The sequence below is a fragment of the Streptomyces sp. NK15101 genome, assembly GCF_020400725.1.
In the GTDB taxonomy this organism is placed as follows: Bacteria; Actinomycetota; Actinomycetes; order Streptomycetales; family Streptomycetaceae; genus Streptomyces.
The window spans coordinates 1-24955 of sequence record NZ_JAINVG010000049.1 but is presented as its reverse complement, the minus strand read 5'-3'; the positions used below and the strand labels follow the sequence as shown (position 1 = coordinate 24955).

The window sequence follows — 24955 nt, the reverse complement described above, 5'->3', positions numbered from 1 at the left end:
CGTAATGCGATCAGCTCGCCCCGTGTCCGGGGGCGATCCGCTCGACGCGGTCGGCGAGTTCGAAGTCCTTCTCGGTGACGGCGTCGCCGGCGTCGTGGGTGTTCATGGCGAGGGCCACCGTGTTGTAGCCGAGGGTGAGGTCGGAGTGGTGGTTCAGCTCCTGCTGGATCTGGGCCACGTGGACGACGAGCGCGGTCGCCGCGAAGTGGTCACCGAGCCGGTAGGTCCGGGTGAGCCGGTCGGCGTCGACGGACCAGCCGGGAAGCTCCCTGAGGCGGTCCTCGATCTCCTTCTGTGACAGCGGTTGTGTGGGCACGGCGGTGCTCCCTCCGGTCGGGTGGCGCGGGTGACGGGGTGACGGACAGGGGCCCCGGGGTGAAACTACCCGGGGTCCCCCTCTGGGATACCGTCTGACCATGACAACTGTCGTGACCGACACGGGAGTGGGACCGCTGCTGCGCGGATGGCGTGAGCAGCGACGGCTGAGTCAGCTGGAGCTGGCGCTGCGCGCCGACTCCTCGGCGCGGCACATCTCGTTCGTGGAGACGGGCCGCTCGCGGCCGAGCGAGGAGATGGTCCTGAAGCTCGCCGAGCACCTGGAGGTGCCGGTGCGGGAGCGGAACGCGCTGCTGCTCGCGGCGGGGTACGCGCCCCGGTACGCGGAGTCGCCGCTGGACGCGCCGCGCCTGGAGACGCTGCGCTGGGGCATCCAGCAGCTGCTCGACGGGTACGAGCCGTACCCGGCCCTGGTGGTGGACGGCACCTACACGGTGGTGGCGGCCAACCGGGGGATCGGGCTGCTGCTCGGCGGGCTTCCGGAGCACCTGCTGACCCCGCCGATGAACGCGATGCGGCTCACCCTGCACCCGGAGGGCCTGGCGCCCCGGATCCGGAACCTGCGGGAGTGGCGGGGCCACCTGCTGTCCCAGATGGAGCGTCAGATCGCCCTGGCGCGTTCGGAGTCGCTGCGGGAGCTGTACGAGGAGGTGGCGGGCTATCCGCTGCCGGAGCGGATCGACCCGGAGGACCGGCCGGACGCGGAGCCGTACCCGTACTTCGCGCTGCCGCTGCGGATCGAGCACGACGGCCGGGTGCTGTCGTTCGTGTCGTCGATCTCGACGTTCAACACGCCGATGGACGTGACCGTCGCCGAGCTGGCCATCGAGACGTTCCTCCCGGCCGACCCGGAGACGGTCGCGTACCTGCGGTCGCTCAGCGCGCAGCTGCCCTGAGCGCCGCCCACTGGAGTCCGGCGAAACCGGCGACGGTGGCCGCCTGCGCGGGGGTCCAGAGCAGGCCGGCGGTGGTCGGCTCCAGCCAGGCGACGAGGGCGACGACGCTGAGGACGGCCCAGATCACGTTGGCGTCGACGACGAGCTTCACGGCGAGCGCCGGGGGCTGCGGACGGCTCGCGAGCCAGGCGACGCCCGCGGCGAACGCGGTGAGGAAGAGGCCGAGTTCGAGGAGGAGCCCGGCGTCGACGCCGAGGAGTTCGCCGAGGGGGCCGGAGGCGGCGAGGTAGGCGATCCCGTTGGCTCCGGTGACGACGGCGTCGAGGGCGAGGAAGCGGCGCACCGCGGACTGGGGCCGGGTGGTGCGGGCGAGACCGGCGAGCAGGGCCTGGGACATGGCGGATCACCCTCCAAAGGGGACGTTCGTGCTGGTGGTGGGCCCGGAGCCCGAGCGGAGTGCGCCGCCCGGGTTCCGGTGTCCATGAGCATGCCGAGCGGCGGGGAGGCGGTCGATTACGCCGGAGGTAATGCGACGGCTCGCTCGGCTCCCGTCAGGCGCCCTCTTGCTGTCCGTGGAGGGAGCCACTGCGGTCGCTGAAGTACGCCTACGTCCGCTGCGTGTCGCCCTGCGTGGCTCCCGGTATGGCTCCCCGGCTGCCAGGAGCCTACGAGCGCGGGATCGCCAGCGCCCGCCCCGGGAGCAGGGGCAACACGGCCACAGGCTGTCGCTGCCTCTTGTCGCGGAGGAAGTGAGCCTTTTCCGAACTCAGTTTGAGCTGGTCAGATGAAGGGTGAGGACGGCTCGGACGAGGCGGGTGATGCGCGTGGTCGAGCAGCGGAGCTTGCGGAGGAGTCGCCAGTACTTGAGGGTGGCGACGGCGGGTTCGACCAGGGCCCGGATCTTCGCGTGCGACCGGTTCGCAGCCTTCTGGCCTGCCGAGAGGTTCTCCCACCGTCCCCAGCACGGGACGCGGACCGTTCCGCCGGCACCTCGGTAGTCCTTGTCGGCCCAGTACCGCATGCCAGCTTCGGCGAGCGCGTCGAGGATGCCGTGTTCGCGGGCCGCGCGGAGGTCGTGGACGGCTCCGGGCAGGGCCGGTGAGGCCCATGGCAGCCGGCCGAAGGGATCGGCGATGACCTGCACGTTCACCCCGTGCTTCTTGTGTTTCCCGGAGGAGAACGTCCGGTCCGCGGCAATGCGGTCGATGGGCAGGAGCGTGCCGTCCAGGATCAGATACGCCTTCACCGAAGCGGTCCGCACCGCGTCGGCCAGACTCGGGGCGAGGGTGAGCAGGGCCTGACGGCCGGCGCTCAGGCGCCGCCACCGGGAGCCAATCGCGCGGCGGTGGCGCCGCAACTGCTGAGTGAGGAAGCGGAGGGTGGAACTGGACACGTCGACGCCCGATGGGTGGACAAGCACGTAAAGCCTCTGGTGGAGCCGGTTCTCTTGGTTGGAAAACCCATCTACCAGGGGTTTTACCCTGCCGTCAGCCCAACGGCGTACTGCTGATGCAGGTCGAAAAGGCTCAGTGCCTCGTTCAGAACCGCATGGGTCTCAGCGACGATCAGGTCCGCGTGCGGTCGGTTTCGCGGCGGCTGCGCTGGGCAATTTCTGTGGCGGCCCCTCGCTGTCAGCCCGCGACGCTTCATGAGGCAACTGATCAGGAGGAGGGTGGTCAGAGATGCTGTGCAGGCGCGGCAGGGTCCGGTTGCCCGTCGGCCTGGGTACGCCGAACACGCCAGCTCCACACTGTGCGTCCCATGAGGACCACCGCGACGATGCATGCCGCGACGCGCGTGATGTTCCAGGTTGCGACGAAAACCGCACCCTGCGAGTCCGCCTCTACACTCAATCGCCGAGTCGCCTCGAAGAAGGCGATCAATGGAACAAGCAGGCGAAAAAGAAGGCCGCCAACTCCAGGCGTCCGCGCCACGTTTCCTATGAGCCCCACAGGGGCACCGAACACGAAAGCCGCTGCCCCCCAAAGGAGGATACTCCCCTCAGCGGAGGCTCCAGATTCCATTCCCTCCGGAATGGAGGTGGCGTATTCCATTCCAGCAGGAATGGTGGGGTACAACTCCTTGAAAAGGTAATACGCAACGACACCGACGGCCAATCCAAAAGAGGCCAGCAAAACCGACTCAATCTTGGAGCGGGTGAAATACCCCACCAAAAACGCATAGCAAGCCCACGGCCAACCGCTAGAAAGGACAATACCAGCGGCAACGAAAACCGGATTATCAAATTTCCCGAAAATTGGCCCCAGTAGACCAAGCGACAAACCCACCCCGAGAGACACGGCGGTCGACACAACTCGGGTATACATAAAGCGCACCATTTCCCGTGCCCGCTTAGCGAGTAAGTCTGAACTGGAGGTGACGCCACTCCGAGACTGCTCAGGCGACCGAACAGCCTCCGAGTGACGCACCAACGTCCCGCACCCCCAGGATTTGCCGCCCGATGCGGGGACCAGAACCTAATAGACGGCGTAGTAGGTGGAGCAGGTGTAGGCGAGGCCCTGAGTCAGGTTCGCGTTGGGGACGTAGCCGGCGTTGGCGTAGACCTTACGCGTGTAGCCAGCGATCTGCACCGTGGACGAGTGATACTTCGTCTCCTGCGCGTAATTCGAGTAGCAGTACTTATTAAATGCCCCGGGGCTGACTTCCACCGAGTACCAACCGTAGCACCAAGTACCACCGGAGGACGGACTGAGGCACGCACTCGCCAGCGAGCTAACGGAGTCCGCCGAATCGTCCATCTTGAACGTCACCGAACCCCACGCAGAGGGGTTGCCCAGCTCCGCAGGCGGCTTGACACCGTCCCCGCGATGATGGACGGCGACGGTGGCTCCAGAGGCACTGACGGTCGCAGGCGCGGCTGCGGTGGCCGGCGCCGCGAGGCCTACAGCCGCAAAGGCCACGCCTGCGATGGCAAAAACGACGGATCTACCGATGTTCTTCACGAAATCCCCTCCCTTGATTTCCCCTGTTGGAAACGGGAGAGATCACCACATGTCCACGCCCGCCGACAAAGAGGAATTCAGCCTGTTGACTTGAAACCTCCCTGCCCGATTCATGTGACAATGTCGAGACATCCCCTCACCCATCCCGCACCTTCAGCGCTGATCGGTGGCCGATACCTAAGGGTTGTCCCGTAAGCGATCTTGCTCTGCGATGATCTCGACCGTGTCAGGCGTGATCACGGCGTCAGAGCCGTCATGGATAGCTCCGTTCACTGGTCTGAGTCCCCGCGTCTTCGGCAGGTTGGTGACCGCGCTGCGTCGCGAGGGGGTCGACTCCCCGGGTCGGGGCCGGCCGTGGAAGCTGTCATTGGAAGACCGGGTGCTGCTGGTCGCCGCGTATTGGCGGACAAACTTGACGATGCGGCAACTGGCCCTGTTGTTCGGGGTGTCGAAGTCGACGGTAGACCGGGTGGTCGACGACCTTGGCCCGAGGTTTGCACTGCGCCCTCGTCGGCGGTTCGCCAAGGACGCGGTGCTGATCGTGGACGGAACCTTGGCACCCACCCGGGACCACACCGTGGCCGAGCGGTCGAAGAACTATCGCTATTCCACCAACCATCAGGGGGTCATCGACGCCGACACCCGCCTGGTCGTGGTGGTCGGTCGGCCGTTGCCCGGCAACCGCAACGACTGCAAGGCGTGGGCACTGTCCGGAGCCGAGGACGCGGTCGGCCGTACCACCGTGATCGCCGACGGCGGCTACCGGGGCACCGGCCTGGTCATCCCGCACCGCCGCGAGCGCGGGCAGAGTGAACTGCCGGCCTGGAAGGAAGACCACAACGCTTCCCACCGCAAGGTCCGCGCCCGTGTCGAGCACGCCTTCGCCCGCATGAAGACTTGGAAGATCCTTCGAGACTTCCGGTTGAAGGGCGACGGTGTCCATCACGCGATGAGTGGCATCGCCCGCCTGCACAACCTCGCACTCAGTCGGCAGGCGAGCAGTAGACGAGGATCTACCCTGCCCAGATTTCCGGCCCCTGTTTGACGATGACGAGTCCGTACGCCTGGTCGGAGGGCCAGAGGTCCACCTGATAAAGGAAGTGGTCACCGGGGCCTCTGCCGGTGCCGGCCGGTGGTGGTCCGGCCGGGACGTAAGAGACCCGAGCACGTAGCAATCCAGCGGGAACGGCCAGGCTCGGCCCGTCGGCAGGATCGGTCCCGGGGCTGGACATGGTGAGCTGACCGGTGGGCACGTCAAGGTCGGTCTCCACGATGTGCTCGGCCGCCGGGTCAGTCGTTGGAGCGGAAGCGGGAACAGTGATGAGCGACTCGACGATGTCGTCCCGAGCGGTGCCGACAGAGATCGAGTGCGGTTCCACACCGATGCGGTGGATTTGGGAAGCTTCATGCGTCCAGCCAGCGGGCTCCAGGTCCGGGTCCATCGCGTGCTCGGTGATCCATGCGTCATAGGGATCAAGGTCTTGGACGTAGAACTGCCAGTGATCGGCGTCGATCATGAATCTCAGCGAAGCGTCAGCCACTACTGAGCTTGATTGGGTGATGTCGGACCGTTCGCCTGACGGTGGTCGGTCCGTTCCGATAGCCCTGAACTGTGAGATACGCGCAGGGCGGCGGGTTGACCGACGTCGGGAGGGCCGCGAGGGAGCGGGCCCGGTTGCAGGCCGTGACACGCTTCCAAGGCGGGCAGAAGAACAGGGAGATCGCTGCGACGCTGCGGGTCAGTGAGCGGTCCGTGGAACGGTGGCGCGGTCAGTGGCGCGAGCACGGTGAAGCGGGGGTCCTGTCGAAGGGATCGCCGGGACGGCCGAGGCTCGGCGAAGCACAGATCGCGAGGCTGGAACGGGAACTGGAGCGTGGGCCGCTGGTCCACGGCTGGGCCGACCAGCGGTGGACACTGGTCCGGGTCCGTGGCCGGGGCTCGGGCCGGGTGTCCATGGCCGGGTTGACCTGCTACAAGCCGGGGAAGCGGTCCCGGATGTTCTACTCGGTCCGCGAGTACCGGGGCCGCAAGGGTGAGCCGAAGGACATCGGCTGGCGCGACCTGCTGGTCACAGCGCACATCCAGCTCGGCGGCCCGATCGTGCTGGTCTGGGACGACCTGCGCATGCACCTGGTCGAGGCGATGCGCCGATTCATCGCCGACCACGCGGACCGGCGCACCGTCTTCCGACTTCCGGGTTACGCACCGGACCTGAGCCCGCAAGAGGGCATCTGGTCGCTGGTCAAACGCGACATCGGCAACCTCGCCGCAGCCGGGCCTCGGCCAGATCACTCGCGCCGTCGAACGCAGGCTCAAGCAGATCCAGTACCGTCCGGACCTGGCCGACGGCTGCCTGACCAGCACCGGCCTGATCACGGACGACTGGCCGACATCACGCATTCAAGCTCAGGCAGTAGCTTCGAGCGTTTCTAGACAGTGACTAAAATTCGCCCTTGAATGACAGTGTGGCGGTCAGTAAATTCAGCTGCCCGCCGGACTGCTGTCCGGCGTCGTAGGTCGATACGCAGGGAGACAGGGATGCGCAGCAGGTTTCGAACCTGCCGCTGACTCGTGAAACGCGGGCCAGCGGGGTTCTTCATTAGCTTGGTTGCCCTGACAAGGCACCGTCCGAGGGAGACGTATGCCCTCAGTCGGACACCAGGTGACCCCGCTCGCGTATCCGAGGAGTGCACCTTGCTGGACCGTTTGATCGACCTCCTGTCTCAGACCCGGACCCTCCGCGCCCTGCTGGACTTCTGCACCATCGTGGTCCGTCTGCTGCCCGCGTTGGTCGTGATCGTGGCGCTCATCCCCTCGTTCGTCGTCTTCGCGTTCATCTCCGCCGGGGCACGCAGGTCGGTTCTCGACATCGTGGACCGCCTCACGAACTGGACCCTCGCCCGCTACTGAACTCGATTGAGTGATGTCGGTGCCGTTCGCCTGACAGCTGGCCGGCGGCACCGACCTGGCCCTGTGAGCGTCGGGTCGACGGACCCGAAATTGGTCGAAGCCCGAAGCTGCTGGTCAGCTACGGTGGCGGCATTCCTGAAAGTCTGCCCGAGGATGTAGCTGACGTGCTTGGCCTCGTCCTGAACCCGGACGAGCCGATTCACGTCGCCCTCCGACGGCAGGTGCCCCAACTCAGGGTGCAATCCCGCTGCAAGTGTGGGTGCGGCACTGCCTACTTCGACCTTGACGCCGACGCGTTGGAGCCCGCGCCAACGGGCCCCGGCACCGTCGTGGCTGCCGACGTACAGCTGTTCACCGAAACCGGCGAGTGCCCTGGTGAGGTCTTGGTCTTCGCGCAAGGCGGCTACCTCTCATGGCTGGAGGTCTGTTCTTGGAGCGATGACGTCGAGGTGAACCTCTCCGCGGAGCGGCGCTAGCTACAGCCGTCGTCCTGAACCCGAGCCGGTAACAGCCGACATCTCGGACCCTGACGCCGCCACCACGAATCGACCGACATCACGAGTTCAAGTTCAGTAGCGCAGACTATCGAAGCCGATGAGGCCTACTGAGGCAGGCGTGATCCAGCTGGTCAGCCCAGGGCGGGCGAGACCAGGCGGCCACCGGAAGGAACCCCTCCTCGATCGCTCAGTCGACCCCGTGGTCCAGAGCGACACCAGACCCGTTTGCGGGACAGCCCTGAGGGGCGAGGCGAAATTGCGCCGGAGGTAATGCGAGGGGTGGTGCCGGAGTCCGGACGGTCGTGCCGTCGCTCGCCCGGGGTGAGTAGTCTTCCCGCCGGGGTGGCCGGAACAGGGGCCAGAAGGGGGAGGACTACGGATGGCGTGGAACAGGCAACGGGCCATGGTGGCCACCGAGGACGATCACAAGGTGACGCCCGCGGAGCTCTTCTTCGACCTGGTGTTCGTGTATGCGATCACCCAGGTCACCGCGCTGATGGCGGCAGCGCCCTCGCCCGTGCGGATGGTGGGCGCGATGGTCGTGCTCGCGCTGCTGTGGTGGTGCTGGTGCGCCTTCGCCTGGCTGGGCAATGTCGTACGGGCCGATTCCGGCGCTCTGTTCGGCGTCCTCGTCACCGTGATGGCCGTCGTCCTGATCGTGTCCCTCGCCGTGCCGGAGGTCTTCGCGGACGCGCCCGGCGGGCTCTCGGCACCGCTGGTGTTCGTGCTCTGTTACGGCGCGGTGCGCGTCCTGCACCTGACCTCGTACTGGCTCTCCAGTCCGGGGGACGCCGCGCTGCGGGCGACCCTGCGGCGTACGGCCATGGCGTCCGTGCTGCCGCCGCTGGTGCTGCTGCTGATCGGCTGCGCGTACGACGGCCGGGTCCAACTCCTGTGGTGGCTGGGGGCGGTGGCCGTCGACTACGGCGGGATCTACGTCACCGGTTCCTCCGGCTGGCGGGTCAACTCCCCGGGGCACTTCGCCGAGCGGCACGGCCTGATCGTGATCATCGCCCTGGGCGAGTCCATCGTGGCGATGGGCGTCGGCGTCGGCGGCTTTCCGCTCTCGTACGCCGTGCTGGGCGCCTCGGCCGCCGGGCTGCTGCTCTCGGCCGGGCTGTGGCGGCTGTACTTCCGGCAGCTCGGCGAGGCCGCCGAGCACCGTCTCACCGGGCTCGACGGCGACGACCGCACCCGCTTCGCACGGGACGTCTACACGTTCCTGCACCTGCCGCTGGTCGCCGGGGTCGTGCTCTGCGCGCTCGGGATGAAGAAGGTCCTCCAGCAGGTCGCCGACACCGGGCACTACGGCCTCGCCGAGCCGCTGCACGGTGTCGTGGCCTGGTCCCTGACCGGGGGCGTCGGCGTCTTCCTGCTCGGCGCCGCCGCGATCGTGCTGCGGACCTCGGGGCGGCGGCCGACCGCCCTGGCCGTGGGCGGGGCGTGCTGTCTGGCGGCGGGCCCGCTGGTCGGTCTGGTCCCGGCCCTGGTGGCGCTCACGGTCCTCGCCGGGGCGACGACGGTCCTGGTGGGGCTGCACACCAGGCGGGACGCGCGGATGTTCGGGACGGTGGAGGCGGCCTGAGGCGAGGGGCCGTCGCGGCCCGGCGGCTCGTCGCGGAACACGGGAGAAGTACGTGCCCGGCGGGCCGGCCGGCGGCCTCCCGGAGCCGCGCTCCGGGAGGCCGGTGCCGGGGTTCAGCCCAGGGGGCCGTCCCGGTGGAGGGGTTCCTCCCGGCGGGCGGCCGGCTCGGACGTCCGGGCGGTCGGCTCGAGGGGCCGGGCGGGTGCCGGGGACCCGGCCTCGGGGGCCGTGCGCTCGGTGCGCCGGGCGCGCGAGGCCTCGGCGCGCAGCAGGGCCTGGAGGACGGCGTAGGGGTCGACGGGCATGGTGGAGCTCCTCGTGGTGCGGGGGTGATGTCGGGTGGACTGCGGGGAGGCGGGGCCTCTCAGCAGCGCATCACCACGCACCGGAGCGCGTCGCCGCGCGGGGCGGGTACGGGGGCGGGAGCCGGGGTCCGGCGGGGGCCGCCGGGCCGGGGCCCGGGCCCGGCGGGGCGCGGGTGCGCGCGGTGGGCCCGGGACCGGCCGGGGAGTCCGGCCTCGCTGTCGGCCGGGTCGTGGGTCTCGCCGCCCGGGTCGGAGGCCGGGGCGGCGGCCGCGGCGCGCGTCTCGGCGACGGGGAGCGCGGCGGCGGTCCCGGCGCCGAACAGGGCGGTGAGGACGAGGAGGAGCGCGATCCACCGGTGCCGGCCCCGGTCCGGGCACGCCCGGCGCCCCGCCGGGGTGGCGGGCGCGGGGGGCGACTGGTGCGCGGGGCTCACGGAGATCCGTACTGCCCCGCCGCGGGACCGGCACGGCTCCCCCGGCCGGTGATCCGCCCGAGCGGCCTACGCCAGGGCTCCGGATTCACCGCCCCGGCGGTCACCGCCCGGCGGATCGGACGCGGTCCCGACCGTGGCCCGCCGGGCGCCCCCTAGGTGTGCTGTCCGACCATTCGCGTCGGATCAGGCCGGGTCGTCCGGTGCGTGCGATCGGCGTGCGGCCGGGGCGCCCTCGGATGGGGTCTCCCTGCTCGAACGAAGCCGAGAGCCCGGGGAAGGAGCCGCTCGGGCGTTTCGGCCGTGCGGCGAGCGTGCGTGCCGGGCGGGCCGGCCCCGACGGGAACGGTCGGACAGGCCCTAGGCGGTGGCGCGCTGCTTGCGGGCCGCCATCCAGGCGTACACGAGCACGCCGGCGAAGAGGAACAGGACGCCCTGGTAGACGGCGGCGTAGCCGGAGCCGGCGACCAGCCAGAGGGAGAAGCCGAAGGCGGCGAGGGCGAGGACGGCGTCGCGGGCGAGCCGGGCCCGGGAGACCTTCTCGGACCGGCCGGAGAGCAGGAAGTAGATCTGGGCGGCCGTGGACAGCAGGTAGGGCACGGTGGCGGTGAAGGTGGTGACGAGGACGAGGATCTCGAAGACGCCCTTCGTGCCGGCCGTGTAGTTGTAGACCGTCAGGAGCGAGGCGAGGACGACGGTGACGAGGACGCCGACGGTCGGCACACCGCGCCGCTTGACCGTGAACGCCTTCGGGAAGAGTCCGTCGCGGGCGGCCGCGTAGGGGGCCTGGGCGCTCAGCAGGGTCCAGCCGTTGAGGGCGCCGAGCATGGAGACCATGGCCATGCAGGCGACGGCCGCGCCGCCCCAGGAGCCGCCGAACATGGCGTTCACGGCGTCGGAGAAGGGCGCGGTGGAGGTGACGAGCCTGTCGTGTGCGACGGTGCCGAAGACGGCAAGGGTGCCGAGGAGGTAGACCGCGGCGGCGCCGAGGGTGCCGAGGACGGTGGCGCGGCCGACGTTGCGGCGGGGGTCGCGGACCTCGCCGGCGCTGACGGCGGCCGACTCGACGCCGAGGTAGCTGAAGAGCAGGATCGCGGCGGAGGCGGAGACCGCGCCGAGCGCGCCGCCCCCGCTCGGGTGGAACGGCCCGAGGTTGGCGCTGTCGAAGAAGAACAGGCCGCCGACGGCGACGAGGATCAGCGGGACGAACTTGAGCACGGTCGCGACGATCTGCACCGCGCCGACGTAGCGGGTGCCGGCCAGGTTGGCGAGCGCGGGCAGCCACTGGAAGAGCAGGGCGGCGGCGATGGTGGCGGGCTTGGACCCGTGGACGGGCACGAGGACGTCGAGGTAGCCGACGGCGGCGACGGCGAGGGCGGCGTTGGAGACCCAGGCGGTGATCCAGTACGACCAGGCGGCGAGGAAGCCGGCGAAGTCGCCGAAGGCGGCGCGGGCGTAGACGTAGGGTCCGCCGGTCTGCGGCAGGCGGTGGGCGAGCCGGCCGAAGACGAGGGCGAGGGCGATCGCGCCGAGGGTGAGGACGCCGAAGGCGACGAGGCTGATGGTCCCGTAGGGGGCTACGGAGGCGGGCAGCAGGAAGATCCCGCCGCCGATGATGTTGCCCATGACCAGGGCGGTCGCGATGGGGAGGCCGAAGCGGCGGGCGTGCCGGTCGGCGGGCGGGGTCTCCGTCCCGGATCCGCGCTGTGGAGTTGTGGTGGCCGTGCTCATGGGGTGGTGCGCCTTCCGTCGTACAAATCCGGACCATCGTCCGGTAACGGGGAACAGGCGTCCAAATCAGCGTCTTTTGTCCCGCGTGACCGGGTCATCGACCGGAAGAAGTGATTCCGATACGCCCGTGGGCGGGGAAATCTCCAGAGGGCCGACCGGCACCTGCGGACCCGAGGACTCGCGCAGCCAGCGCCGCAGCACCCGGTGCACCTGCTCCGCCCCGACCAGCTCCTCCCCCGCCCCGACCGGCGGCGACAGCTCCGGCGGCGACAGGAGGAAGGCGTGCGCCTGCTCCCCGCCCAGACCGCCGTGCGAGCCGATCTGCTCCTCGAAGGCGTGCACGCGCCCCGTCGCCGGGTCGTACATGGAGTTGACCATGATGTCCGCGACGTGCGGGAAGCCGTCCGTGCGCCGCACCGCCCGCGCCGCGCCCCGCCCGAAGACCGCGAGCGGTCCGTCGTCCGCGAGCTCGGCGACCGGCACCTCGGCACCGTCGCGCGCGAGCACCACCGAGCCGTGCTCGGCGCTCGCCACCAGCACGAAGCCGATGCCCGGATGGTGCGCGAGGGTCCGCAGGAGCGCCGGATGGCGCCGGTCGATCTCCTCCCGGGTCATCCGGTGCGGCACGTCGGGGAAGGAGACGAGTCCCAGATTGCCCGAGGCCAGGACCACCGGCTCGGAGGGCCGGGCGGGCAGCTCCCGGGCCGTCTCCTCGCTCTCGTCCACCGGCCGGTGCAGCGCGCTGCGCAGCGCGTCCCTGGCCGCGTCCCGCGCCTCGGACCCGCTGCGGGTACGCCGCACCCTGCGCGGCACCGGCAGTCCGCACCCGGCCCGCACCAGGTCCTTGAGCGTCAGCCCGTACGCCGACTCGAAGGTCTCGCCGGGACTCTGCCCGTGATCGGAGAGGAGCACGATCCGGTACGGCCGCGGGGCGTGCTCGGCGACGGTGGCGATGAGCGCGATCGCGCGGTCGAGGCGCGCCAGGACCCGGTCCGTGTCGCGGCCGTGCGGCCCCGAGTGGTGCGCCACCTCGTCGTACGCCACGAGGTCGGCGTAGACGGCGGTCCGCCCCGCCAGCATGTCCCCCATCACGGCGGAGACCACGACGTCCCGCTCGACGACCGTCGCGAAGGCGCGGACGAAGGGGTACGTGCCGCCGCGCGAGACCCTCGGGGCCTCCCGGCGCAGCCGCGCCCGCGTCGACTGGTACACCTCCCGGGCGCACTCGGCGACGAACGATCCGGCGGTGCGGACGGCGTTCGCCGGATCGGAGAAGTACGCGAAGTAGCCCGCCCGGGAGCGGTTGCGGCGGCCGCGCCGGGCGGCCATCGACAGGACGAGGGCGAGCTGGTCGGCGCCGCCGCTGAAGAGGTTGCCCCGGGAGGCCCCGTCGACGGTGAGGAGCCCGCCGTCCCCGGTGCGGCGCACGGCCCTGCGCTGGAGCTCGACGGCGCTCGCCGGGCGGTTCGACACCATGAGCCGGCCGGTGTCCTTCTCGTACCAGCGGAAGGCGGGCACGTCCTCGTTGGAGCCGTGCAGGATGCCGAGCTGGCTGGCGCCGGTCTGGCTCGACCAGTCGGTGCGCCACGGGGTGAGCCGGTGACCGGCCTCCAGCCACCCCGCGACGGTCGGCATGAGGCCGTCGGCGACGGCGCCGCGCAGCACGTGGTGGCCGACGCCGTCGAGCTGGAGGAAGACCGTGCCGGGCACGGCCCCCGCCGTGTCGCGGGGGTCGCGGGGCCGGGTGCGGCCGGTGAGCCGGTAGAGCCGGCGCCGGTAGGCGCCGTCGTCGCGGACGGCGAGGGCCGTGGAGGTGGCGGAGGCGACGGCGGACATGACGGCGGCCACCACGACGGCGGTCTCGGGGTCGGCGGCACCGCGCCCGTCGGGGATCAGCCACAGCGCGACCAGCAGCAGCGAGCCGTTGAGGAAGAAGACCAGCAGGCCGAGGACGAGCGCCGGGACGAGCAGCAGCGCCCGCACGACCAGCGGCCAGACGAGCGCGCCGAGCAGACCGAACGCGCCGGCGGCCGTGGCGGCGGTGAGGGCGGTCCTCGTGAAGCTGTCGCCGTCGGCGGACTGGAGCCGGAAGTCGGGCAGCAGCCCGGCGAGGAGGAGCATCGTGAGCGTGGACACCGCCCAGACCACGAGCACCCGCGCCAGAGTTCCGCCCGCGGACCGCCAGCGGTCGGCGCCACCCCATCGCCCGTCACCCACGCCCGCTTCGCCTTTCGCCCGTTTCCTGCCTCAAGCGTGGCACAACGGCCGCGATCGGGCGTGAAAGGCGGAACTCCTCGCCGAGGACGGGACGTCAGGAGCCGGGCCGGGGAGACGGCCTCAGGATCCGTCGTACCCGGCGGTGGGCATCGAGAGCCTCCGGTGCACGCCCGCCTTGGCCGCCTTGTCGTACGGAGGTTCGTCAAGTCCGACGGTCTCCACCCGCACGCCGCGCCGCTCGCACTCGGCACGGAAACCCGGCACGGAGGTCAACGCGCGGGCGAGGACCCTCTCGTTGGGGGCCACGAAGAGGTCCACCGTCCCGGCCTCCACGTCGGCCCAGAGCGCCGCGTGGTCCGGGCGGATCCCGTAGCAGAACAGCTGACGGGCGAGCACGTACCCCTTGTCGTCGGCCCAGCGGGCGCACACCGCGTGCTGGCCCCGCGTGTCGACCAGGAAGGGGTCGCTGTCCAGCTCTTCGAGCGGGGTGAGGCTGGCGATCGCCGCCACCCGAACGTCGTCCATGGACCGACCCTACTGCCGGAAGGCGACGCCCGAACATCCTCCGGAGGACGCTCCGGACATCTACCCTCGTGAGGAGAGACGTCCGACGAGACGGACGGCGGAAGGGCGGCATGCCGGTGGAGGTCACCTGGTGGGGGCACGCGACCTGCACGGTCGAGGACTCCGGGGTCCGCTTCCTCACCGATCCGCTGTTCGCGCGCCGGCTCGCGCACCTGCGCCGGCGGCGCGGCGCCCTGCCGCCGCCCGAGGCCGCCCGCGCCGAGGCCGTCCTCGTCTCGCACCTGCACGCCGACCACCTCCACCTCCCCTCGCTCGCCCGGCTCGCGCCGGGGACGCGGATCCTCGTGCCGCGCGGCGCGCCCGCCGCCGTGCCCGGGCTGCGCCGGCTCGACCGGAACGGGCTGCGGCTGACCGAGGTGGAGCCGGGTGACGCGGTGACGGTGCAGGGCCTGACGGTACGGGCCGTCCCCGCGCTCCACGACGGGCGGCGGCTGCCCGTCGGACCGCACCGCTCCCCCGCGCTCGGGTACGTCGTCGAGGGCGAGGCCCGTACGTACTTCGCCGGTGACACCGGCCTGTTCGACGGCATGGCGGACGCGGTGGGCCCGGTGGACGTGGCCCTGCTGCCGGTCGGCGGCTGGGGGCCCCACCTCGGGCACGGCCACCTCGACGCGGGGCGGGCGGCCGAGGCGCTCGCCGCGCTCGCGCCGGCGGCGGCGGTGCCGGTGCACTACGGCACGTACTGGCCGATCGGGCTCGACGGGGTCCGGCCGCACGAGTTCCACGCGCCGGGCGACGAGTTCGTCCGGCACGCGGCACGGCTCGCGCCGAAGGTGGCCGTCCACCTCCTCGGCCACGGCGACCGGGTGCGGCCGGAGGTCGCGCGGTGATCCTCGGTGTCACCGGGATGGTCACGGCGGTGCGCGAGCTGCCGCCGGAGTCGACGCAGCAGGCGGTCGGCTATCCCTCGCTGTTCCTGCTCGTGGCGCTCGGCGCGCTGGTGCCGGTCGTGCCGACGGGCGCGATCGTCAGTTCGGCGGCGGTGGTCGCCTTCCACCAGTCCTCGCCGTTCTCGCTGCTCTTCGTCTTCCTGGTGGCGGCGCTCGCCGCGTGCCTCGGCGACACGGCGCTCTACTGGCTCGGGCAGCGCGGGGTCCGGTCCCGCAACGGCTCGCGGTGGCTCGCCGCGCTGCGGTCCCGGGTGACGCCGGAGCGGCTCGCGCACGCGCAGGAGCGCCTCGACACGCACCAGGTGTCGGTGCTCGTGCTGTCCCGGCTCGTGCCGGCCGGGCGGATCCCGGTCATGCTGGCGTGCCTGCTCGCCCGGATGCCGCTGCGCCGCTTCGTCCGGGGGGACGTGGCGGCCTGCCTGGCGTGGGCGGCGACGTACCAGCTGATCGGGATCCTGGGCGGCTCGCTCTTCCCCGAGCCCTGGCAGGGAGTGGTCGCGGCGGTGGGTCTGACGGTGCTGGTCAGCGCGGTCCCGGCGCTGTGGCGGCGGGTCCGGGGGACGCCCCGCGAGGGGCTCTCGGGGCAGGAGCACCGCGAAGGACCGCCCGGTGCGCCAGGGAACGAGCACCGCGAGGGGTCGCCCGGCGCGTCAGGGCACGAGCACCCGTGAGGCGCCGACCGGCAGGTCCCACAGGTCCTCGCGGGGCAGGCCTGCCTTCTCCCAGGCGGCCCTGACCCGGGTGAGGGGTTCGAGGACCGGCTCGGAGGAGAGCACGAACGTGGCCCAGTGCATGGGCGCCATCCGCCGCGCGCCGAGGTCCTGGTGGGCGCGGACCGCCTCCTCGGGGTCGGTGTGGACGTCGCTGAGCCACCAGCGCGGGGCGTACGCGCCGATCGGGAGCAGCGCCAGGTCGATTCCGGGGTAGCGGCGGCCGATCTCGGCGAACCAGTGGCCGTAACCGGTGTCCCCGGCGAAGTGGATCCGGTGCCCGGCCCGGTCGGTGAGGACCCAGCCGCCCCACAGGGAGCGGCAGGTGTCCAGGAGGGTGCGCTTGGACCAGTGGTGCGCGGGGACGAAGTCGAAGCGCACGCCGTCGAGTTCGGCCGCCTCCCACCAGTCGAGCTCGGTCACGCGGCTGAACCGGCGGCGGGTGAACCAGCGGCCGAGTCCGGCCGGGACGAAGACCGGGGTGTGCCGGGGCAGCCGCTTGAGGGTGGGGCCGTCGAGGTGGTCGAAGTGGTTGTGGCTGATGACGACGGCGTCGACGGGCGGGAGGTCCTCCCAGCGGACGCCGACGGGGGTGAGGCGGGCCGGCGTGCCGAAGATGCGGCGGGACCAGACCGGGTCGGTGAGGACGGTCAGTCCGCCCACGCGCAGGACCCAGCTGGCGTGCCCGGCCCAGGTGACGGCGAGGGTGTCGGGCCCGGCGGGCGGCAGCGGGCCGGGCTCGAAGGGCAGCAGGGGGATGTCGCGGAGGCCCTCGGGGCGGGGGCGTACGGCTCCTTCGCGGGCGAGGCGCGCCAGGGCCCGGACGCCGGGGAGGGGGGCGGTGAGCCGGTCGGCGAAGGTGCGGGGCCAGTCCTGCCGCAGCCGGCCGACGGGCTGCAGGACGGGCGCGGGGGCGGGGGGCGCGACCGGGCCGGGGTGGTGCGGGGCCGGGGCCTGTCCGGCCCGGGCGGGAGGTGCCGTCCGTTCGGTCATCTGCGGGCTCCGTTCCGCTCGTGCTCGGCGCATCGGGGAGGGGCGGCGGTGGCGGGCCGCCGGCGCACGGCCGCGGTCGACGGCGCGGACCCGGTCACCGGAGCTCCTCCAGGGCTCCCCCGAAGTCCTCCAACGCGCGGGCGACGTGCGGCAGTTCCACGGGATCGGGCGCCCCGAGGGCCTCGGCGCGCTCCTCCTCGTTGGCGCCCAGGAACATGCCGGTGCCGAACCTGACGCGCAGCGCGCCGAGTTCGTCGCCGAAGCGGTGGCCGCCGGTCGCCTGGGCGCCGAGCCGCGCGGTGAGGTGGCTCTCCAGCTCCAGGGAGTCGGTGACGCCCCGGGCGGCGAGCCCGGCGCGCAGCGGGCCGAGGTCGGCGTAGAGGTGGCGGCCGGCCTGCGGCGGCCTGGCCAGGGCTCCGGCGGCGAGGACGGCGTGGTGCGCGGCCCCGGCGAGCAGCCCGTGGACGGCGGCGGCGCGCCGGGCCCGTGCGGTGACGTCCTCCGGTTCGTCGAGGGCGTGGGCCATGGCGGGGGCCACGGGCCCGGGGACGAGGGCCCCGAGGACGGTCAGCACGTCGAGGACACGGGCCCTGGGGTCGGTCCAGCGGTCGGCGCGGGACGGGTCGGTGGGCGGGAAGCGGGCCACGGCACAGGGCCAGGCGGCGGGGGTGAGGGCGCCGCCGAGGTCGGCGAGGACGGTGACGTCGTCGGGGCACATCTCGGCGGGGCTGAGCAGCACGGTGTCGCCCGGGTGGTGGAGGGTGTCGCGCCAGGTCTCGTCGCTGATGACGTGCAGGCCCTCGGCGACGGCCGCCTCGCAGGCCTCGCGGACGAGCTCGGGAGCGGCGACGGTGGCGGTGGGGTCGTCGGCGACGGAGAGCAGCACGACCCGGGGGTCGCCGCCCTCGGCACGGATCCGGCGGACGGTCTCCAGGAGGGCGTACGGATCGGGGACGCCGCCCGCCTCGGCGGGCGTGGGCACGTGGTAGGCCGGGCGGCCGAGGAGCCGGGCCTGCGGGGTCCACCAGGCGGGGCAGGGGCGGGGCAGCAGGAGGTCTCCGCCGTGGGCGGCGATCAGGGCCAGGAGGAGCGCGGGGGCACCGGGTGCCGCCACCACGTCCTCGGGGTGGGTGCGCAGGCCGCGCCGCCACCAGTAGCCGGCGGCGGCCTCCCGCAGGACGGGCCCGCCGCCGGGGGGCTCGGCGGCGGTCCGTCCGGCGGCTGCGGCGAGCAGGCCGGCGAGTCCGGGCAGGACGGGGAGGCCGGTGTCGGGCGCGGGAGGTCCGTAGCGCACCGGGCCGCGGCCTTCCGGAGCCGTCTGCCGCATGTCCCGTACCTCCTGAGCGCGCGGGGGCGCCGGGCGGGCACCCCCGTGCCCTTTATACGGAGTTTCGGAGGTTTTCGCCCCTTCAGACGACGGTGACCGGGTGACGCACGACCGCGTCGAAGAGGTACCCCAGGGTGTTGTGCACGGCCCGCTCGGGCTGGGTGTTGCCGGCGGCGTCGGTGGTGCGGGAGAGCAGTGTGACCCGCCCGGTGGCGTGCGGGCGCCACGGCACGCTCCAGCGGACCCAGCCGTCCCGGCGCGGGGTGTCGTGGAGCCGGGCGTGCCGCCAGTGGGCGCCGCCGTCGGTGGAGACCTCCACGGTCCGTACCGGCGCGAGGGCGGACCAGGCGCGGCCGGTGAGCCGGTGGAGGCGGCCGGCCTCCAGGGTGGCGCCGAAGGGCAGGTGGTAGGCGGACTTGAGGGTCTGGCGGCTGATCGGGGCGCTGCCGCCGGCGGGGTGGGCGTCGCCGAAGAGGCGGTACCAGTCGGTGGACCAGGGCGAGGCGAGCGGCTTGGTGGAGACCTCGATGTCGCCGAGCCACTTGACGGACGCGATGCCGGCCCAGGAGGGCACGACGAGCCGGACCGGGTGCCCGTGGTCGTACGGGAGCGGCTCGCCGTTCATCTCGTACGCGAGGATCACGTCGTCGAGCGCCTTGGCGACCGGCAGGGGGCGGCGGACCCGGCCGAAGTCGACGCCGCCGGAGACGTACGGATCGTCCAGGCCCCGGGGCTGGAGGTCGACGGCGTCGTGGGCGATTCCGGCGCGCCGGAGCACGTCGGCGAGGCGTACGCCGCGCCAGCGGGCGGCTCCGACGGCGCCGAGGGTCCAGGGGGTGCCGCTGACCGGCTCGCCCTGCTGGGTGGTGTAGAGGCTGCGGCCGTTTCCGGCGCACTCGATCAGGGCCGTACGGGTGACGGAGGGCAGGTCCCGCAGCTGCCCGTAGGTGAAGTGGACCGGGCTTCGGCCGTGGAGTCCGTCGCCCCAGAGGGTCAGCCGCCAGTCGGCGGCGTCGAGGACGGGGGTGGAGGTGTGGCTGCGGACGAAGAAGCGGTCGACGGGGGTGAGGAGGCCGGTGTCGGCGAAGGTCTCGTAGCGGGCTTCGGCGTTCGTCCCGCGGACCGTGAAGTACTCCGGCGGGAGGGCTTTGACGATGCCGGGCGCGGCATCCGCCACGACGTCCATGGGACCAGCGTACGCGGGAGCGGCGGCGGCGAGCCCGCCGAGGGCGGAGACCGCGGGACCCGCTGCGAGCAGCTTCAGCAGGGAGCGGCGGGCGGGCGCGGACGAGTACGGCACGGGACTCCTCGGCACGAGGGAGAGGCGGACCACCGGGCGGCGGCGGGCCCACCCTAGGGGCGCGGGGGTGGTCCGGACGGGCCGTTCACAGCGCTGTTCACAGTGCTGTCATACGAGGGTTCGCCAGGTCCGCGGAGGCGGCCGCGGGACGCTCCGGGATCCGGGGGCGGCGCGGACGGGCCCCGGGCTCCTCCGGGATCCGGGGGCGGCGCGGGCGACCCCCGGAGTTCGGGGGCGGCGCGGGCGACCCCGGGCTCCTCCGGAATTCGGGGGCGGTCCGCACGACCCCCGGCCAGAATGCGGCATGCCGATACGTGAAGCGCTTCCCGAGGACGCCGCGGCCCTCGCCGCCGTGCACGTCCTGTCCTGGCGGGCCGCCTACCGCGGCCTGCTCCCCGGCCCGTATCTCGACGCCCTGGACACCGAGGAGCGGGCCTCCGTGTGGCGCGCCCGTCTCGCGGCGCCGGACCGGCCCACGGTGCTCGTGGCGACGGGGGACGACGGGCGGATCGTCGCCTTCTCGTGCTTCCGGCCGTGGCCGGACGGAGAGTTCGCGCCCGGGAGCACGGCCGAGCTGGCGGCGCTGTACGCCCTGCCGGAGATCTGGGGCACGGGCGTGGGGCGGGCGCTCGTGTCGGCGTCCACCGAGGCGCTCGCCGCGGCCGGCTTCCGGGCGGCGGCGCTGTGGGTGTTCGCGGGCAACGCGCGGGGGCGGAGGTTCTACGAGGCGGCGGGCTGGCGGCCTGACGGGGCGGCGGTGCGGGAGGAGACGGGCGGCCGGGTCCTGGAGGAACTCCGTTACCGACTGGCCCTGTTGCCCTGACCGACTGTCCACATGACAAGACGCAGGTCTCATGATTCGGCCGTCATGCGTACGGTGGAGGCACACGCCCACACCGAGGGAGTCGCTTCGATGACGCACGCCTCCGCGCAACCCGCGGCCCATGAGACCGCCGTCTACACCCACGGCCACCACGAGTCGGTCCTGCGCTCGCACACCTGGCGGACCGCCGCCAACTCCGCCGCCTACCTGCTGCCCGAACTGCGCCCGGGCCTGGACGTCCTGGACGTGGGCTGCGGGCCCGGCACCATCACGGCCGATCTGGCCGCGCTGGTCGCGCCGGGCCGGGTCACCGGGGTCGACGCCGCCGAGGACGTGCTGGAGAAGGCCCGCGGGGTCGCCGCCGAACGCGGCCTGGAGAACGTCGAGTTCGCGGTGGCCGACGTCCACGCCCTGGACTTCCCCGACGACTCGTTCGACGTCGTCCACGCCCATCAGGTGCTGCAGCACGTCGGCGACCCGGTCCAGGCGCTGCGCGAGATGCGCCGGGTGTGCCGGCCCGGCGGTGTCGTCGCGGCCCGCGACAGCGACTACGGGGCCTTCGCCTGGTTCCCCGAGCGGCCCGCCCTGGACGGATGGCTGAACCTGTACCGCCGGGTCGCGCGCGCCAACGGCGGCGAACCGGACGCGGGACGGCGGCTGTTCTCCTGGGCCCGGCAGGCCGGCTTCGCCGAGATCACGACGACGGCCGCCACCTGGTGTTTCGCCACCCCCGAGGAGCGGGACTGGTGGAGCGGCCTGTGGGCGGACCGCACGACCGCTTCCGGCTACGCCGGCCTGGCCGTGGACGGCGGGCACGCGACCGCCGCCGAGCTGGCGTCGATCGCGGGGGCCTGGCGGGAGTGGGGCGGGCAGGAGGACGCCTGGTTCATGGTCCCGCACGGCGAGGTCCTGTGCCGGGTGTCCTGACGCCCCACGGGGAACCGGACCGCCTCAGTCCCGGAAGAAGTCGTGGAATCCGAGGCAGTCCGGGTCCTGGAAGGGGCAGCCCGGATGCGGGGTGCGGTCCGGCTCCGGCCGGGCGGGCCCGGGGTCCGCGAAGCCGGCCGCCGGCGGCGGCAGCTCGAACCCGCCGCACAAACAGGCGCCGCAGGCACCGGAGAACCGGGGCTCGGCATGGCGGAAACGCGGGTGGCCGCACCGGCACTCGGCCGTCGCCCAGGACGCCATCTCCGCCCCTGCCCCTCCGTGCCCTCGCCCCACGGTCCGCGATCCACGGTACCGCTGCCCGGCGCCCGGCCGTCAGCTCGGGCGCATCCTGAACTCGTAGGCGTCCGGCAGGGGTTCGTCGGTCAGTTCCGCCCAGACCTCGCCGAGGACCTCCGCGCCCTCGCGCAGGTCCGCGACCTCGAATCCCTCGTCGAAGACGGCACGGGCCCCGTCCGTCCGGCCCTCGGCGAGCAGCATCCGGACCTCCAGGAAGCGGAAAGCGCCCCTCTCCCGGACCTCGTCCGGCAGCCGCGCCCACAACTCCCGTGCCGGACCGGGCCGGCCCGTGGCGAGCAGCGCCTCCACGGCCTCGCGGCCGAGGGCGGCCGCCACGAGCTCGCCCCCGTCGTGGTCCGCCTGGTCGGCGAAGGCCTCCGCGAAACGTTCGGCGGCCCGCCGCGGGTGCCCCTCCTCCCGGTCGGCGACGGCCAGGCAGTACAGCAGGGGCCAGCGCACCTCGGCCCGGTGGAGTCCGCGCTCCCAGCTCCGTACCGCCTGGGCGCGGTCTCCCGCGTGCCACTGGGCGATGCCCAGGTGGTACTCGGTGGACGGGTCGGCGGGGGCGGTCTCCAACATGTCCCGCCAGGGGGCGGCGACCAGCGGCGCGCCGGGTCCCGCGCCCTTCGCCGGGGGCGGCAGCACGCCGGTGCGCAGGAGCTCCCGCCAGGGTTCCTGGTCCGGGCCGAGGGTCGACTCGGGGAAGGGAGTACCCGGCAACTCGTGTCCCCCGCGCAGGACTTCGAGGGCTCCCCAGCCGGATCCGGTCGCGAGGACGGTCTCCGGCCCGGCGTCCGCGGCGCCCTCCCGCCAGGCGGTGTACGCCGCGTCGACGTCGGCGCGGGGCAGCGCCGCGGCCAGCCTCGCCTCGACGTCGGCGCGGGCGGCGGCCCAGTCGTCGCCGAGAGCCGCCGCGGGATCGGCGGCGAGCGGACCGTACGCCTCCAGCCAGCTGAACTCGGCGCCGCCCGCGAGCTCCAGGTGCTCCAGCTGGGTGCGGGCGAGTCCGGCCTGTATCTCGGCGTAGCCGGGGGTGCCGGGCTCGGTCAGCCACTCCTGCCGGCGCCGACCGCCGCGCCCGGTGCCCCACAGGAAGAGCTTGCGGCCGCGCAGCGCGTCGGTGGAGGTCTGGACGAGTCCGTGGCCGTCCGCGTCGAGGGCGGCGATCCAGCGGCGCCAGCCCTCGGGCAGGTCGTAGAAGTAGTCCGCGGCGTGGGTGCCGTTCAGCGGGTACGAGCGGTCGGTGCCGTCCTCGGCGACGGGCACCGGCAGGCGGTTCAGGCCGCGTTCGTAGCCGTGGTGCCAGGCCGCGTCGGCGGGCGCGAGGACCCTGCGCTCCTCGGGGACGGCGGTGTTGGACCACCAGTAGGCGGGGACGGGCCGCTCGTGGGGGTTGCGGACCCGGACGCCGGCGTACAGGAAGTCGGAGCCCTCCGGGAGCCACAGGTCCACCTGGAAGGGCAGGTCGCGCAGGCGCTCCCATTCCCACAGGCGGAGCATCGGCCCGCCGTCGGGGGCGCGGACGACGGCCGCGTGGAGGGGCGAGCAGGAGAGGGTGGTGTGGCCGGTGGCCCCGATGTTCCACTCGATGCCGCCGGAGAACCAGGCGCCGTTGAGGGCGAAGGCGGCGGGCTGGAGGACGGGGTTGCGGTAGAGGAGTTCGCGTCCGGTGGGCTTGTGGTGCAGGGAGTGAACACGGCCGCCGAGGCCGGGCAGCACGGTCGCCCGGAGCCGGTCGTTCTCGATCACGATCGTGTCGAGGTCCACGGGCGTGCGCTCGCGGCCGTAGCCGTCGCGCACGGGGACCGGAAGCAGGCTGCGCAGGGGCGCCCGTCCGATGCCCCGGGCCATGTCGCGCGGGAGCTCCGCGAGGGTCCGCGCGTCGACCGCGTGGGCTCCGGCGCCGGCGGGTGCCCGCAGCGCGGGGAGGGGGTTGTCCGGGCCCAACGGGGCCGCGGGCAGCGTCAGTACGGCACGTCGCACGATCGTCATCGATCCATGGAACACGCCGGAGCCGGCCCTGACCAGGGGTTCTCCACGCCAGGCTTCGGTCGGGCCACGGTCAGGCCCCGGCAGGGGCGCCGGGGGCGGGGCACCCGGATATTCCCGGCGGTGGCGGTGCCGGCCGCCGTAGTGTGGAGGGTCGGCCCGCCGTCCGGACGGGCGGGGACCAGTGACACAGGGAGTACGAGGAATGGGCGCGCAGCACACCTACCGGGTCATCGTGCGCGGCACGTTCGACGGTCTGTCGGAGGAGAGCCGGTCCCGGCTGCTCGCCGAGGCGGACGCGCACGGGCTGACGGCGATGCAGTTCACGGAGGAGGGCTCGCTGACCTACGACCGGACGCTGAAGCACTTCTCGTACCGCCTGGTCGTCGTCTCGGACGCCGAGGACGGCGACGAGATGGCCGGCGCGATCGCGGAGGACCGGGTGGAGAAGGCGCTCGGCGAGCTGGGCCACGGCTACAAGGCGCTGCGCTCGACGGTGACGGACCTCGACACGATGAAGATCAACCGGAAGCGTTAGCCCGGGTCGGGTGCCGTGATCGCCCAGCGTTCGTGGTCCCGCCACGCCCCGTCGATGTGCAGCATCGCGGGCGAGAAGCCCTCCAGGCGGAAGCCGGCGCGGCGGACGAGGGCGCGGGAGGCGGTGTTGCCGGGCTGGATGTTCGCCTCCAGGCGGTGCAGCTCCAGGGGGCCGAAGGCGTGCTCCAGGACCAGCCCGAGGGCCTCGGTGAGCAGTCCGCGTCCGGCGGCGTGCGCGAAGGCGCCGTACCCGAGGGCGCCGCTGCGGAACGCGCCGCGGACGATGTTGTTGATGTTGACGAAGCCGGCGATCCCGCCGTCGGCGCGCTCGCACACCAGGAAGCCCGCGCGCGCCGGGTCCTCGATCAGAACGCCCGCGTAGGCGGCGTACGCCTCGACCGTGCACGGCGGGAAGAGCCAGGGCCGGTGGAGCTCCCGGCTCTCGCGGGCGCGGGCGGTGAACTCCTCGGCGTCGGCCGGGGAGAAGGGACGCAGGCCCACGCGGGGCCCGACGGCGAGGTAGGCGGTGGGCTCGTCGGACATACGGCCAGGCTATGCGGGCCGGAGACGGGGGGCACGGACTTTCGCCGGCGGGCGGCGGCCGCAAGGGTGCGGCCTCGCAGCGGGGGCGCCGGCAGAGCGCGGAGACCCCGGCGGGGCACGGACCTCCAGCGGCGGGCACCGACGGGCGCCGGGCGTTCCCCA

Annotated in this window: 28 protein-coding genes; 11 read left to right on the top strand and 17 right to left on the bottom strand. The window is 72.9% G+C overall.

The window, feature by feature from the left end:
* Positions 1-10: 10 nt before the first annotated feature.
* Positions 11-316, bottom strand: a complete 306-nt coding sequence (locus K7G60_RS24395) for a 4a-hydroxytetrahydrobiopterin dehydratase (RefSeq protein ID WP_225803075.1) — start codon at positions 314-316, stop codon at positions 11-13.
* Between the two features lie 100 nt (positions 317-416).
* On the opposite strand from K7G60_RS24395, the gene K7G60_RS24390 reads away from it, so the two are divergent.
* Positions 417-1232 carry a helix-turn-helix domain-containing protein gene (locus K7G60_RS24390; protein WP_225803074.1) on the top strand — a complete coding sequence of 272 codons (816 nt, stop codon included), beginning with the start codon at positions 417-419 and terminating at the stop codon, positions 1230-1232.
* Here K7G60_RS24390 and K7G60_RS24385 read toward each other — a convergent pair.
* The 4 genes from K7G60_RS24385 to K7G60_RS39230 form a co-directional block, all read right to left on the bottom strand.
* Entirely contained in the window at positions 1213-1629 is a 417-nt protein-coding gene (locus K7G60_RS24385; protein ID WP_225803073.1) for a hypothetical protein, read from the bottom strand. The two genes, K7G60_RS24390 and K7G60_RS24385, sit on opposite strands and share 20 nt — an antisense overlap.
* Positions 1630-1998: 369 nt before the next feature.
* Positions 1999-2652: a transposase family protein gene (locus K7G60_RS24380; protein WP_225803072.1), complete on the bottom strand. Its 654-nt coding sequence runs from the start codon at positions 2650-2652 to the stop codon at positions 1999-2001.
* Between the two features lie 256 nt (positions 2653-2908).
* The gene (locus K7G60_RS24375) at positions 2909-3544 is read right to left on the bottom strand and encodes a hypothetical protein (RefSeq protein WP_225803071.1); all 636 of its coding nucleotides are present in this window, start codon (positions 3542-3544) and stop codon (positions 2909-2911) included.
* A 165-nt stretch (positions 3545-3709) separates the two neighbouring features.
* The gene (locus K7G60_RS39230; RefSeq protein WP_225803070.1) at positions 3710-4195 is read right to left on the bottom strand and encodes a lactococcin 972 family bacteriocin; all 486 of its coding nucleotides are present in this window, start codon (positions 4193-4195) and stop codon (positions 3710-3712) included.
* A 223-nt stretch (positions 4196-4418) separates the two neighbouring features.
* Between K7G60_RS39230 and K7G60_RS24365 the strand changes: the two genes are divergently transcribed.
* Positions 4419-5240, top strand: coding sequence for a transposase (locus K7G60_RS24365; protein WP_225803102.1), 822 nt, complete (start codon positions 4419-4421; stop codon positions 5238-5240).
* Here K7G60_RS24365 and K7G60_RS24360 read toward each other — a convergent pair.
* Positions 5209-5712, bottom strand: a complete 504-nt coding sequence (locus tag K7G60_RS24360) for a hypothetical protein (RefSeq protein ID WP_225803069.1) — start codon at positions 5710-5712, stop codon at positions 5209-5211. The two genes, K7G60_RS24365 and K7G60_RS24360, sit on opposite strands and share 32 nt — an antisense overlap.
* A gap of 95 nt (positions 5713-5807) precedes the next feature.
* Here K7G60_RS24360 and K7G60_RS39225 point away from each other — a divergent pair, with 95 nt between their 5' ends.
* The 4 genes from K7G60_RS39225 to K7G60_RS24335 all read left to right on the top strand — a co-directional run bounded on the left by K7G60_RS39225 (position 5808) and on the right by K7G60_RS24335 (position 9188).
* Entirely contained in the window at positions 5808-6629 is an 822-nt protein-coding gene (locus K7G60_RS39225; protein ID WP_308082055.1) for a transposase, read from the top strand.
* Positions 6630-6890: 261 nt separating this feature from the next.
* A complete protein-coding gene (locus K7G60_RS24345) occupies positions 6891-7106 on the top strand; it encodes a hypothetical protein (protein ID WP_217171192.1) in 216 nt (71 codons plus the stop codon).
* A gap of 164 nt (positions 7107-7270) precedes the next feature.
* Complete coding sequence (locus tag K7G60_RS24340; protein ID WP_308082052.1) at positions 7271-7582, top strand: hypothetical protein; 312 nt, start codon at positions 7271-7273, stop codon at positions 7580-7582.
* Between the two features lie 400 nt (positions 7583-7982).
* A complete protein-coding gene (locus K7G60_RS24335) occupies positions 7983-9188 on the top strand; it encodes a low temperature requirement protein A (protein ID WP_225803068.1) in 1206 nt (401 codons plus the stop codon).
* 113 nt (positions 9189-9301) lie between these two features.
* Here the strand turns inward: K7G60_RS24335 and K7G60_RS24330 are convergent, their stop codons facing one another.
* From K7G60_RS24330 to K7G60_RS24310, 5 genes are all read right to left on the bottom strand, one after another.
* Complete coding sequence (locus K7G60_RS24330; protein WP_225803067.1) at positions 9302-9493, bottom strand: hypothetical protein; 192 nt, start codon at positions 9491-9493, stop codon at positions 9302-9304.
* 59 nt (positions 9494-9552) lie between these two features.
* Positions 9553-9927 carry a hypothetical protein gene (locus K7G60_RS24325; protein WP_225803066.1) on the bottom strand — a complete coding sequence of 125 codons (375 nt, stop codon included), beginning with the start codon at positions 9925-9927 and terminating at the stop codon, positions 9553-9555.
* 357 nt (positions 9928-10284) lie between these two features.
* The gene (locus K7G60_RS24320; RefSeq protein WP_225803065.1) at positions 10285-11655 is read right to left on the bottom strand and encodes an amino acid permease; all 1371 of its coding nucleotides are present in this window, start codon (positions 11653-11655) and stop codon (positions 10285-10287) included.
* A gap of 66 nt (positions 11656-11721) precedes the next feature.
* On the bottom strand, positions 11722-13872 hold the full coding sequence (locus K7G60_RS24315; RefSeq protein WP_225803064.1) for a phage holin family protein: 2151 nt from the start codon (positions 13870-13872) through the stop codon (positions 11722-11724).
* Positions 13873-13992: 120 nt separating this feature from the next.
* Positions 13993-14397 (bottom strand): hypothetical protein, encoded by a 405-nt coding sequence (locus K7G60_RS24310; protein WP_093873244.1) that lies wholly within the window; start codon positions 14395-14397, stop codon positions 13993-13995.
* Between the two features lie 110 nt (positions 14398-14507).
* On the opposite strand from K7G60_RS24310, the gene K7G60_RS24305 reads away from it, so the two are divergent.
* Both K7G60_RS24305 and K7G60_RS24300 read left to right on the top strand, forming a co-directional pair.
* Positions 14508-15287, top strand: coding sequence for an MBL fold metallo-hydrolase (locus K7G60_RS24305; protein ID WP_225803063.1), 780 nt, complete (start codon positions 14508-14510; stop codon positions 15285-15287).
* A 17-nt stretch (positions 15288-15304) separates the two neighbouring features.
* The gene (locus K7G60_RS24300) at positions 15305-16018 is read left to right on the top strand and encodes a DedA family protein (RefSeq protein ID WP_225803100.1); all 714 of its coding nucleotides are present in this window, start codon (positions 15305-15307) and stop codon (positions 16016-16018) included.
* Here K7G60_RS24300 and K7G60_RS24295 read toward each other — a convergent pair.
* The 3 genes from K7G60_RS24295 to K7G60_RS24285 all read right to left on the bottom strand — a co-directional run bounded on the left by K7G60_RS24295 (position 15998) and on the right by K7G60_RS24285 (position 19677).
* Positions 15998-17050, bottom strand: coding sequence for an MBL fold metallo-hydrolase (locus K7G60_RS24295; RefSeq protein WP_225803062.1), 1053 nt, complete (start codon positions 17048-17050; stop codon positions 15998-16000). The two genes, K7G60_RS24300 and K7G60_RS24295, sit on opposite strands and share 21 nt — an antisense overlap.
* Positions 17051-17144: 94 nt before the next feature.
* Positions 17145-18377: an aminotransferase class I/II-fold pyridoxal phosphate-dependent enzyme gene (locus tag K7G60_RS24290; RefSeq protein ID WP_225803061.1), complete on the bottom strand. Its 1233-nt coding sequence runs from the start codon at positions 18375-18377 to the stop codon at positions 17145-17147.
* Between the two features lie 82 nt (positions 18378-18459).
* Positions 18460-19677: a sulfite oxidase gene (locus K7G60_RS24285; protein WP_225803060.1), complete on the bottom strand. Its 1218-nt coding sequence runs from the start codon at positions 19675-19677 to the stop codon at positions 18460-18462.
* Positions 19678-19981: 304 nt separating this feature from the next.
* Here K7G60_RS24285 and K7G60_RS24280 point away from each other — a divergent pair, with 304 nt between their 5' ends.
* The gene (locus tag K7G60_RS24280) at positions 19982-20500 is read left to right on the top strand and encodes a GNAT family N-acetyltransferase (protein WP_225803059.1); all 519 of its coding nucleotides are present in this window, start codon (positions 19982-19984) and stop codon (positions 20498-20500) included.
* A gap of 90 nt (positions 20501-20590) precedes the next feature.
* Positions 20591-21427, top strand: a complete 837-nt coding sequence (locus K7G60_RS24275) for a class I SAM-dependent methyltransferase (protein WP_225803058.1) — start codon at positions 20591-20593, stop codon at positions 21425-21427.
* A gap of 24 nt (positions 21428-21451) precedes the next feature.
* On the opposite strand, the gene K7G60_RS24270 is transcribed toward K7G60_RS24275, so the two are convergent.
* Positions 21452-21688, bottom strand: coding sequence for a hypothetical protein (locus K7G60_RS24270; RefSeq protein ID WP_225803057.1), 237 nt, complete (start codon positions 21686-21688; stop codon positions 21452-21454).
* Positions 21689-21760: 72 nt separating this feature from the next.
* Positions 21761-23716, bottom strand: coding sequence for a DUF5107 domain-containing protein (locus K7G60_RS24265; protein ID WP_225803056.1), 1956 nt, complete (start codon positions 23714-23716; stop codon positions 21761-21763).
* 202 nt (positions 23717-23918) lie between these two features.
* On the opposite strand from K7G60_RS24265, the gene K7G60_RS24260 reads away from it, so the two are divergent.
* Entirely contained in the window at positions 23919-24251 is a 333-nt protein-coding gene (locus K7G60_RS24260; protein WP_225803055.1) for a DUF6204 family protein, read from the top strand.
* On the opposite strand, the gene K7G60_RS24255 is transcribed toward K7G60_RS24260, so the two are convergent.
* On the bottom strand, positions 24248-24793 hold the full coding sequence (locus tag K7G60_RS24255; protein WP_225803054.1) for a GNAT family N-acetyltransferase: 546 nt from the start codon (positions 24791-24793) through the stop codon (positions 24248-24250). The two genes, K7G60_RS24260 and K7G60_RS24255, sit on opposite strands and share 4 nt — an antisense overlap.
* Between the last annotated feature and the right edge of the window lie 162 nt (positions 24794-24955).

Excerpts from the sequence above, each read along its gene's own strand:
- K7G60_RS24390 (WP_225803074.1), top strand. The coding sequence starts at position 417 with ATGACAACTGTCGTGACCGACACGGGAGTGGGACCGCTGCTGCGCGGA.
- K7G60_RS24385 (WP_225803073.1), bottom strand. The coding sequence starts at position 1,629 with ATGTCCCAGGCCCTGCTCGCCGGTCTCGCCCGCACCACCCGGCCCCAG.
- K7G60_RS24360 (WP_225803069.1), bottom strand. The coding sequence starts at position 5,712 with ATGATCGACGCCGATCACTGGCAGTTCTACGTCCAAGACCTTGATCCC.
- K7G60_RS24335 (WP_225803068.1), top strand. The coding sequence starts at position 7,983 with ATGGCGTGGAACAGGCAACGGGCCATGGTGGCCACCGAGGACGATCAC.
- K7G60_RS24330 (WP_225803067.1), bottom strand. The coding sequence starts at position 9,493 with ATGCCCGTCGACCCCTACGCCGTCCTCCAGGCCCTGCTGCGCGCCGAG.
- K7G60_RS24320 (WP_225803065.1), bottom strand. The coding sequence starts at position 11,655 with ATGAGCACGGCCACCACAACTCCACAGCGCGGATCCGGGACGGAGACC.
- K7G60_RS24310 (WP_093873244.1), bottom strand. The coding sequence starts at position 14,397 with ATGGACGACGTTCGGGTGGCGGCGATCGCCAGCCTCACCCCGCTCGAA.
- K7G60_RS24305 (WP_225803063.1), top strand. The coding sequence starts at position 14,508 with ATGCCGGTGGAGGTCACCTGGTGGGGGCACGCGACCTGCACGGTCGAG.
- K7G60_RS24300 (WP_225803100.1), top strand. The coding sequence starts at position 15,305 with ATGGTCACGGCGGTGCGCGAGCTGCCGCCGGAGTCGACGCAGCAGGCG.
- K7G60_RS24295 (WP_225803062.1), bottom strand. The coding sequence starts at position 17,050 with ATGACCGAACGGACGGCACCTCCCGCCCGGGCCGGACAGGCCCCGGCC.
- K7G60_RS24290 (WP_225803061.1), bottom strand. The coding sequence starts at position 18,377 with ATGCGGCAGACGGCTCCGGAAGGCCGCGGCCCGGTGCGCTACGGACCT.
- K7G60_RS24280 (WP_225803059.1), top strand. The coding sequence starts at position 19,982 with ATGCCGATACGTGAAGCGCTTCCCGAGGACGCCGCGGCCCTCGCCGCC.
- K7G60_RS24275 (WP_225803058.1), top strand. The coding sequence starts at position 20,591 with ATGACGCACGCCTCCGCGCAACCCGCGGCCCATGAGACCGCCGTCTAC.
- K7G60_RS24270 (WP_225803057.1), bottom strand. The coding sequence starts at position 21,688 with ATGGCGTCCTGGGCGACGGCCGAGTGCCGGTGCGGCCACCCGCGTTTC.
- K7G60_RS24265 (WP_225803056.1), bottom strand. The coding sequence starts at position 23,716 with ATGACGATCGTGCGACGTGCCGTACTGACGCTGCCCGCGGCCCCGTTG.
- K7G60_RS24260 (WP_225803055.1), top strand. The coding sequence starts at position 23,919 with ATGGGCGCGCAGCACACCTACCGGGTCATCGTGCGCGGCACGTTCGAC.
- K7G60_RS24255 (WP_225803054.1), bottom strand. The coding sequence starts at position 24,793 with ATGTCCGACGAGCCCACCGCCTACCTCGCCGTCGGGCCCCGCGTGGGC.